The organism is Deltaproteobacteria bacterium (assembly GCA_016223005.1).
Taxonomy (GTDB): Bacteria; Desulfobacterota; GWC2-55-46; order UBA9637; family GWC2-42-11; genus JACRPW01.
Map to the genome: position 1 here is coordinate 1 of JACRPW010000071.1, position 7,915 is coordinate 7,915.

Sequence of the window (7,915 nt, forward strand, 5' to 3'; positions counted from 1 at the left end):
CTGCAATTAGTTGTATAAACCACGGTATATCAATATTTACAGGACATCCGCCGACGCACAATGGATTTTTGCACTGGATGCACCTCTTTGCCTCAAGCATTGCAGCCTCTTCTGAATAGCCGTAGGGAACTTCATAAAAATTCCTTACCCTCTCCTTTGGAGGCTGTTCAGGCATCGGCTGTTTAGGGATTTTTATTCGTTCTTTTACTTCTTTTGGATCCATCTATGTCTCCTAATATAAATGTCAAATATCAAAATGTAAAAATCAAAATGACAAATCAAGATTCAAAAATTTATAAAAATAACTCCTTAATTTTGATTTTTGATATTTAATTTTTGATTTTACTTTGGATTTCTTTTTGGCATTTGGATTTTGAAATTTGCGATTGTGTTAAATATTTTTCTTCTCATAACATCTCTCGCCCTCATGATATGTAAACTCTTCCATTGCAATCTTTTCCTGTTTGAGATAGCCCCTGTTTCTCCTGATAAGTTCCTCAAAATCAACCTTGTGCCCGTCAAATTCAGGTCCGTCAACACAGACAAACTGAGTCTTGCCTCCGATTGTAACCCTGCATGCGCCGCACATACCTGTGCCGTCAACCATTATTGGGTTAAGGCTCACAACTGTTGGAATATTATATGGTTTTGTTGTATTAGCAACCGCCCTCATCATTGGTATTGGTCCTATGCCTATAACAATATCAATCTTTACTTTATCATATATTAACTTTTGAAGTATCTGGGTTACAAAACCATGATGTGCGTAACTGCCGTCATCTGTTGTTATATAGAGTTCATCACTGGTGTTTTTCATCTCGTTTTCAAGGATAAGGAGTTCTTTTGTCCTTGCGCCTATGATTGATACCACTTTATTGCCAAAAATTTTCAATGCCTTTGCAATAGGATAAACAGGTGCAGCCCCGATACCGCCGCCCACACAAACTGCTGTGCCAAAATTTTCTATATGGGTGGGTTTGCCCAAAGGGCCCACCACATCAAGGATAGCATCTCCTTTTCCCAATGCCCCAAGCATAGCCGTTGTTTTACCCACCTCCTGAAATATCAGGGTTATTGTCCCGTTTTCATTATCTGAATCAACTATTGTGAGGGGTATCCTTTCGCCATGCTCATTTAACCTCAAGATTACAAACTGCCCTGCCTTTCTCTTCTTTGCAATCTTTGGCGCCAGCACCTTGATTTGATGAACAGTGTGGGAAAGAAGTTTCTTTTCTACTATCTCAAACATAAAGTATAACTCCTTAAGTTTAATGGCAGTAACTCATACTAAAATTCAACATATATTGTCAATTTGATTTTATAAGTGAATCCCCTGTCATTTCATGAGGTTTATCAATCCCCATGAGTTCAAGGATGGTTGGTGAAATATCTGATAGTCCGCCTTCCTTAAGGACAATGCCTTTTTTGCTGTCATCAATTAATACAAACGGCACAAGATTGGTTGTATGGGAAGTCAAAGGTTCGTTTGTTTCATAGTCTAGCATCTGTTCAACATTGCCGTGGTCAGATGTAATTATTGTTATCCAGCCATTATCCCTTGCCTTTGCTACAATCTTTCCCAGACATTCATCTACTGCCCTGCATGCCTTTATCGCAGCCTCCATAATGCCTGTATGTCCAACCATATCACCATTGGCAAAGTTTATAAGAATAAATTTATAATCCCTATCCAGATGTTTTAAAACCTCATCTGTTATAAGGTAGGCGCTCATTTCAGGTTTTTTATCGTATGTCGGCACATCCTTTGGTGACGGGATAAGGATTCTATCTTCATCTGTAAATGGCTTTTCTATACCGCCGTTGAAGAAAAATGTTACATGGGCATACTTTTCTGTTTCCGCAATCCGCAGTTGCTTGAAACCATAACTACTTATGACCTCGCCAAGTATATTTTTCAGATTCTGCGATGGGAATGCGACAGGAAGATTAAACCCAGAGTCATACTCTGTAAGACATAGAAACACTGACAATTCTGGTTTTATGCCCCTGTCAAAGAAGGCAAAATCATCCTGTGTAAATACCTTTGTTATTTCCCTTGCCCTGTCTGCCCTGAAATTAAAAAATATTATGCCGTCTCCATTATCTATTGTTGCAACAGGTTTATCGCTGCTTGTTATTACAGTAGGAAGAATAAACTCATCTGTTTCTTTTCTATCATATGCATGGCTCATAGCAGACACAGGTTCATCTGCATACCTCCCCTGTCCTAACCTCATTGCCCTGTATGCCTTTTCAACCCTCTGCCATCTGTTATCTCTATCCATTGCATAATATCTGCCAGTAATCGTTGCTATCTTGCCAACCCCTTTTACATTTATATAATCCTGCAAGTGTTTTATATGCGATATTCCGCTTGTGGGCGGTGTATCCCTTCCATCCATAAAGGCATGGATAAAGACATTTTTAAGCCCTTCCTGAGCCGCCGTATCAATCAAGGCAAACAGATGTTCAGTATGACTATGGACACCCCCGTCTGATACAAGTCCAATGAGATGCAATCTGCTGTCTTGTTTTTTGACACACTGCATTGCCTGTTTAATTTTAGGATTTTTATAAAATCCCCCTGTCTCAATTTCCTTATTTATCCTTGTCAGTTCCTGATAGATTACCCTGCCTGCTCCGATTGTGAGATGCCCCACCTCTGAATTACCCATCTGTCCTTCCGGAAGACCTACTGCACGACCTGAACACCCAAGTTTTGTCCAAGGATATTCCTTAAAAAAGGTTGTAATATTTGACAGCCCTGCAAAAAAAAAGGCATTCCCTTCTTTTTTGGGATTTATCCCCCATCCGTCAAGGATAATCAGTATAAGCGGTTTTGTTGACATATCAAACCTTATAAACCCTCTGCATCCATTGTATTCCATAATCTGCAATTAGGGCACCTGTCAAGCCATTCACCTGTTGCAAACTTACAAATTCTGCATGTAAATACAGGTGTAAAATGAGAGGCATCAAGGGCATTTTTATAACTTTTGGCAGATTCTTCAAACCGTCCCCGTCTTGCATAAGATTCTGCAAGGAGAAGATACTGATATTTTGTCCCTTCATCTTCTTTTAAAAGCATTTCAAGTTCTTTTATTGCCTCGTCTATCATCTCAAGTTTTAGATAAAGTCTTGCCAGAAATGTCATTAAGTTCCTATCATCTGGATGAAAGTTTATGGTTCTTTTATACAATCTTATAATCCTGTAAGGAAGCGACTCTTTGATATATAGTCCTTCAATCTGCAGAAACAATGCTATGTTACGGTATCTCCTGTATGCCCTTTCCCATACCTTTACTGCAGAAGATACATTGCCCTTCTTATATAAGACATTCCCCTTTAAAATATAGGCAGGTATAAAACTATCGTCAGCATTCAATATCTTCTCAATCTGCTCCAGTGTTTTATCAAAGATTCCCTCATTATAAAATACCTTTGCTGTTTCATATCTTATACCATTAAGAAGATTAACTTCCTTTTTAAACCTGTCTATACCATTTTTTTGTGCATATGCAGTTAGGAATTCCTGCGGAGAAAGGGCACCCTGCATCTATACGCATATCCCTTAATATCTTCATGGCATGAAGACCCTTTGGTTCCTTTTTAAGATAATCACCAAGCAGATTATAAGCCGTGTCTCTTTTATCTAAAGTTAAATAACACTCAACAAGTTTAAGGAGTATTTCAGAATTTAACGAGTTTGCCAAAAGACCCTTTTTAAGTATATCCTCTGCCTCATTTAGTCTATTATCCATAAGATATGTTTCACTAATCTTTATATATGTATCAGTATGTCCAGGGTCTTTTGCGAGGGAATTATTTAAAAGGACCATTGCCTTATGCATATTACCGTTTAATATGTTTTCAACTCCCTCAAGATAGAGGTTGTGAGCGATGGATGCCCTTTTTATTAATCTCCTATCCTTCCAGTCATTGATAATATTTTTAACATCACTTAAAACAATAACTACAGCAGAAAGGAGCATACCCAGAATAAAAAAGATAAATGATAGGATGATAACAGGAAGGAGAATCCCTTTATCCTTAACAAAATAGACCTTAACCGACTCAGGATTTAATAAATAAAGGTAGATAAAGATTGGTAGAATAATTATAAGCAGGAGGAATTTTGACTTCAAACTCATATCAGATATTTATACAGGGCGTCATAACTTTGCATACCTGCGTTGTTCTGATGCTCTGTACCTGTCTGCCGTGCTGGCACAGGCAGGTGCGGCTTTATTTATGTCGTTATGTATAATTGCGGCGCCTCTGCCCAGAGTCCTTCCAAGTCATAAAAATCTCTTACAGGTTCAAAGAAGATATGGAGTATAATATCTCCATAGTCTAACAGCGCCCATCTGCCGCTAGCAATGCCTTCGGTGCCAATGGGAACGAGCCTCTTCTTTTTTAATCCCTGTTCTACAAACTCTGCAATTGCCTGCACCTGTCTGTCTGATGTGCCGTGACATATAACAATATAATCAGCAATGGATGACAGCCCTTTTACATCTAGTATGATAATCCCCAGAGCCTTTCTCTCTGCAGCAAGACTTGCTATATATAGAGCCTTTTCCTTAGAATCCATACCTATTTGTTCAGGCTACCCTTTTGTTTTGCAATAATCCCTGATATGATATTTTTAAGTTCTTCATTCTTTAATGGAGCGGTCAATTCTTCAATTGCCTTTTTTTCTTCATAAGTCAAACATGGCTTTGTTATCTTTACCTGTTGTTTAATATGGAGAGGTTTATCAATATATCCTATCCTGAATATTACATCAGATATAATGTCTCTCTCAAGGTGTTTATTCACATTATTTATTATATCTTTTTTATGATATTTAAGTTCCTCCATCCATACTGAATCTGCAACTGCAACATAAAGGGTTTTCCCTACTATCTTTGCAGGCATTGTTGACCTTGAGATACTATGACCTACCACCTTGTCCCATACGCCAATTATCCCAACTTCATTTATCCTGCCCTCAATGCCCAGATTTTTAAATGAACTCCTAAGGACAGACTTTATATCAATAGGGTTTTTAAGTCTTTCTCTTGTCTTACGGCTTCCCATTTTTATTTAACCTGCCGCCTAAATATTGACCTGCAACAGCACCAATTACAACCAGCGGGATAACCCTGTAATCCACACCCATAGCCCATCTAATAGCGATAATAAACGGTATTGGCAAATGTATGTACAAAAACCATTTAATGGAAAATTTGTTTGATGCTGCCCTTAGATATCCGAATGGAAGGTTAAGTGCAAATGCGGCAATGGCAAGAATAGTAATATAAAACAACCCTTTCTCCTTATCACTTCTTTTTTAAAGATAACAATTCATAAATCTGTTTGTCAATACATAATATCGTTTAAAAACCCCGACCTACAATTTAACTGTCAAGGATGTTTGCCGCTGAATTGATAGGTGCTATACTTTTTATACAGGCATTGTCGGACTTTTAGGCACAGTGATTTGGGATATGAAGATTTGAAGAGCTGTTCCGCGCTCGGCATGCATGGAAAATAAAGCGGTAGAAAGGATGTGAGTATTATGGCAAGAGTAAAGGGGACAGGTGTCCTTGCCACTTGTAATTACTTGTTGTCTTCTTCCATGCCCTTGGGCTTGTGATGCGCAATACCCTTGTGGCAGTCAATGCAGGTCTGTTTGTCGCGCTGTGCCAGTTCGTGCGGCTTGACCGCACGCTGTTTCTGTTTCTCGACATTCATGCCCTTAAAACTATGGCAGTTGCGGCATTCTCGCGAGTCCGAGCCCTTCATCCGCTTCCACTCGAGTTTGGCGAGCGACAGCCGTTTTGCCTCAAATTTCTCAGGAGTATCTATGGTGCCCGTGATCTTGCCATAGAGCTCGAATGCCGACAGGGTCTTGCGGGCTATTTTGTGCACCCAGTCCTTGGGAACATGGCAATCCGAGCACACCGCCCGTACACCGGTACGGTTAGAGTAGTGAACAGTCTCCTTGTATTCCTGATAAACCGTGTCACGCATCTCGTGGCAGGAAATGCAGAACTCTAACGTGTTGGTCGCTTCCATTGCGGTGTTGAAACCGCCCCAGAAGATGATGCCGGAGAAGAAGCCTACTACCAGCAGTGCCAGCAGGGAATATTTTGCGCTGGGTTTAGTCAGGGTTCCCCAAAGTCCGGGATGTTCTTGGAATGCCATCAATGCCTCCTAAGTAAAATTTCAGCACCGCGAAGATAACCCTTTAGACAGGTTGTGTGAGAAATATATATTTAAATTTATTGCCCCCCCTTATATATCAGTAATAAAATCATGTCAAGGCTTTTTTGTAGACAGAACAGAGATGTGTAGATAGGACAACCACCCCCTTTACCGTCCTATGATACAGCATAAAAAGTCAACTTGTCGTCTGCCCAATTTTTATGCACCTCTGATGAATATAAAATCACAAAAAAATAGCCACCCTCAAATTTGTCCAATAAAATAGACTGTTAGCCTTTTGGCACTATAATTGCTGTCATAATATCTGTATGCTGGGAAGAAGTGTCATAATCATAGATGATAAGCCTGACCAAAGGTTTGTATTAAAGGGTCTCTTAACGGACATCGGATGCAGTGTTATAGGTGAAGGCGCATCAGGCATAGATGCTGTTAAACTAATGCAGGACAAGACGCCTGATGTTGTATTCATGGATGTTTCTATGCCGGGTATGGACGGCATAGATGCTGTAAATCTGATAAAGAACTTAAATCCTGTGCCTGTTATACTCCTTACTGGCAAAAGGGATGAAGAGACAATCAAAAGGGCAATGGATGCAGGTATATTTGCCTTACTTATAAAACCTGTCCGAGAAGAAGAACTTATGCCTGCCATAGAACTTGCCATTGCAAGGTTTAAAGAGTTTAATACGGTCATGAAAGAGAATCAGGATTTAAAAGAGGCGCTGGAGGCGAGAAAGATAATTGAGCGGGCAAAGGGGATACTTATGAAAAAGGAAGGACTTTCTGAAAAAGAGACCTTCACCTTTATACAAAAGACAAGCATGGACAGGAGGCAGTCTATGAGAGAGGTTGCCCTTGCGATCATATCTGCGTTTGAAGGGAAAAAGAATTGAAACCCATTCTTGTAATCCAGCATGTTGAACACGAAGGGCTTGGAACTATTGAAGACATCCTTCTCAAAAGAGGCTTTTTGCCTGATTTTGTAAATACATCAAAAGATAGTCTTCCGAAAACTACGGATGACTATTCAGCCATTATCATCATGGGCGGACCAATGGGTGTGTATGAATCTCAAAAATATCCATTTATAGATGATGAGATAAGGCTCTTAAAAAACGGCTTAATAAAAGAGATTCCGATGCTGGGGATATGTCTGGGCGCGCAACTCATTGCAAAGGCAGCAGGTGCAGATGTTTATAAAGGCAAGAAAAAAGAGATAGGCTGGTATAAGATAAGTTTGACGAATGATGGCAAAATGGATGAACTCTTTAAAGGTCTGCCTGATGACTGGACAGTGTTTCAATGGCACGGTGATACATTTGATATACCAGACGGCTGCAGATGCCTTGCATCATCCGACCTGTTTCCGAACCAGATAATAAAGGCAGGAAAGAATGTTTACAGCCTCCAGTTTCATCTTGAGGTAACAGGGGATATGGTAAAGGAATGGATAGATGTTAATAATGAGGAATTAAAATCCGTGAAGGATTATATTGATGCTAAAAAGATAATAGAAGAAACACCGATGTTTATAAAAAAACTAAATACTTATGGGGAAATCATTTTCAATAGATTTTTTGATTTGATTGATTGATAAATGGGCATACCATGAGTAAAACTTGTGCAAGATTCAAACCTAAAGGTTTGAGTTACAACCGTAACTCAAGGCTTTAGCCTTGAAAATACTGGATTTTCAGTTTTG

General features: G+C 39.4%; 11 protein-coding genes. 2 read left to right on the top strand and 9 right to left on the bottom strand.

All coding sequences use genetic code 11. From position 1 onward, the window contains the following. From HZC45_07620 to HZC45_07660, 9 genes are all read right to left on the bottom strand, one after another. A partial coding sequence (locus HZC45_07620) for a dihydropyrimidine dehydrogenase (protein ID MBI5683015.1) occupies window positions 1-223 on the bottom strand: 223 nt, incomplete at its 3' end. 168 nt (window positions 224-391) lie between these two features. Beyond that, entirely contained in the window at window positions 392-1,249 is an 858-nt protein-coding gene (locus HZC45_07625; protein MBI5683016.1) for a sulfide/dihydroorotate dehydrogenase-like FAD/NAD-binding protein, read from the bottom strand. A 58-nt stretch (window positions 1,250-1,307) separates the two neighbouring features. After that, window positions 1,308-2,849, bottom strand: coding sequence for a 2,3-bisphosphoglycerate-independent phosphoglycerate mutase (locus tag HZC45_07630; GenBank protein MBI5683017.1), 1,542 nt, complete (start codon window positions 2,847-2,849; stop codon window positions 1,308-1,310). A gap of 8 nt (window positions 2,850-2,857) precedes the next feature. Continuing rightward, a complete protein-coding gene (locus HZC45_07635; protein ID MBI5683018.1) occupies window positions 2,858-3,556 on the bottom strand; it encodes a tetratricopeptide repeat protein in 699 nt (232 codons plus the stop codon). Next, window positions 3,486-4,145 carry a hypothetical protein gene (locus HZC45_07640; GenBank protein ID MBI5683019.1) on the bottom strand — a complete coding sequence of 220 codons (660 nt, stop codon included), beginning with the start codon at window positions 4,143-4,145 and terminating at the stop codon, window positions 3,486-3,488. Before HZC45_07640 ends, HZC45_07635 begins: the two co-directional genes overlap by 71 nt. A 104-nt stretch (window positions 4,146-4,249) precedes the next feature. Beyond that, entirely contained in the window at window positions 4,250-4,594 is a 345-nt protein-coding gene (gene rsfS, locus HZC45_07645) for a ribosome silencing factor (GenBank protein MBI5683020.1), read from the bottom strand. Between the two features lie 2 nt (window positions 4,595-4,596). Next, window positions 4,597-5,082 carry a DUF721 domain-containing protein gene (locus HZC45_07650; GenBank protein MBI5683021.1) on the bottom strand — a complete coding sequence of 162 codons (486 nt, stop codon included), beginning with the start codon at window positions 5,080-5,082 and terminating at the stop codon, window positions 4,597-4,599. After that, window positions 5,069-5,302 (bottom strand): hypothetical protein, encoded by a 234-nt coding sequence (locus tag HZC45_07655; protein ID MBI5683022.1) that lies wholly within the window; start codon window positions 5,300-5,302, stop codon window positions 5,069-5,071. Before HZC45_07655 ends, HZC45_07650 begins: the two co-directional genes overlap by 14 nt. A 302-nt stretch (window positions 5,303-5,604) precedes the next feature. After that, window positions 5,605-6,192, bottom strand: coding sequence for a NapC/NirT family cytochrome c (locus HZC45_07660; GenBank protein MBI5683023.1), 588 nt, complete (start codon window positions 6,190-6,192; stop codon window positions 5,605-5,607). A gap of 329 nt (window positions 6,193-6,521) precedes the next feature. Here HZC45_07660 and HZC45_07665 point away from each other — a divergent pair, with 329 nt between their 5' ends. Both HZC45_07665 and HZC45_07670 read left to right on the top strand, forming a co-directional pair. Continuing rightward, a complete protein-coding gene (locus HZC45_07665; protein MBI5683024.1) occupies window positions 6,522-7,106 on the top strand; it encodes a response regulator in 585 nt (194 codons plus the stop codon). Beyond that, window positions 7,103-7,807 carry a hypothetical protein gene (locus HZC45_07670; protein MBI5683025.1) on the top strand — a complete coding sequence of 235 codons (705 nt, stop codon included), beginning with the start codon at window positions 7,103-7,105 and terminating at the stop codon, window positions 7,805-7,807. Before HZC45_07665 ends, HZC45_07670 begins: the two co-directional genes overlap by 4 nt. Window positions 7,808-7,915: the final 108 nt, after the last annotated feature.

Excerpts from the sequence above, each read along its gene's own strand:
- HZC45_07625 (MBI5683016.1), bottom strand. The coding sequence starts at position 1,249 with ATGTTTGAGATAGTAGAAAAGAAACTTCTTTCCCACACTGTTCATCAA.
- HZC45_07630 (MBI5683017.1), bottom strand. The coding sequence starts at position 2,849 with ATGTCAACAAAACCGCTTATACTGATTATCCTTGACGGATGGGGGATA.
- HZC45_07635 (MBI5683018.1), bottom strand. The coding sequence starts at position 3,556 with ATGCAGGGTGCCCTTTCTCCGCAGGAATTCCTAACTGCATATGCACAA.
- rsfS (MBI5683020.1), bottom strand. The coding sequence starts at position 4,594 with ATGGATTCTAAGGAAAAGGCTCTATATATAGCAAGTCTTGCTGCAGAG.
- HZC45_07650 (MBI5683021.1), bottom strand. The coding sequence starts at position 5,082 with ATGGGAAGCCGTAAGACAAGAGAAAGACTTAAAAACCCTATTGATATA.
- HZC45_07660 (MBI5683023.1), bottom strand. The coding sequence starts at position 6,192 with ATGGCATTCCAAGAACATCCCGGACTTTGGGGAACCCTGACTAAACCC.
- HZC45_07665 (MBI5683024.1), top strand. The coding sequence starts at position 6,522 with ATGCTGGGAAGAAGTGTCATAATCATAGATGATAAGCCTGACCAAAGG.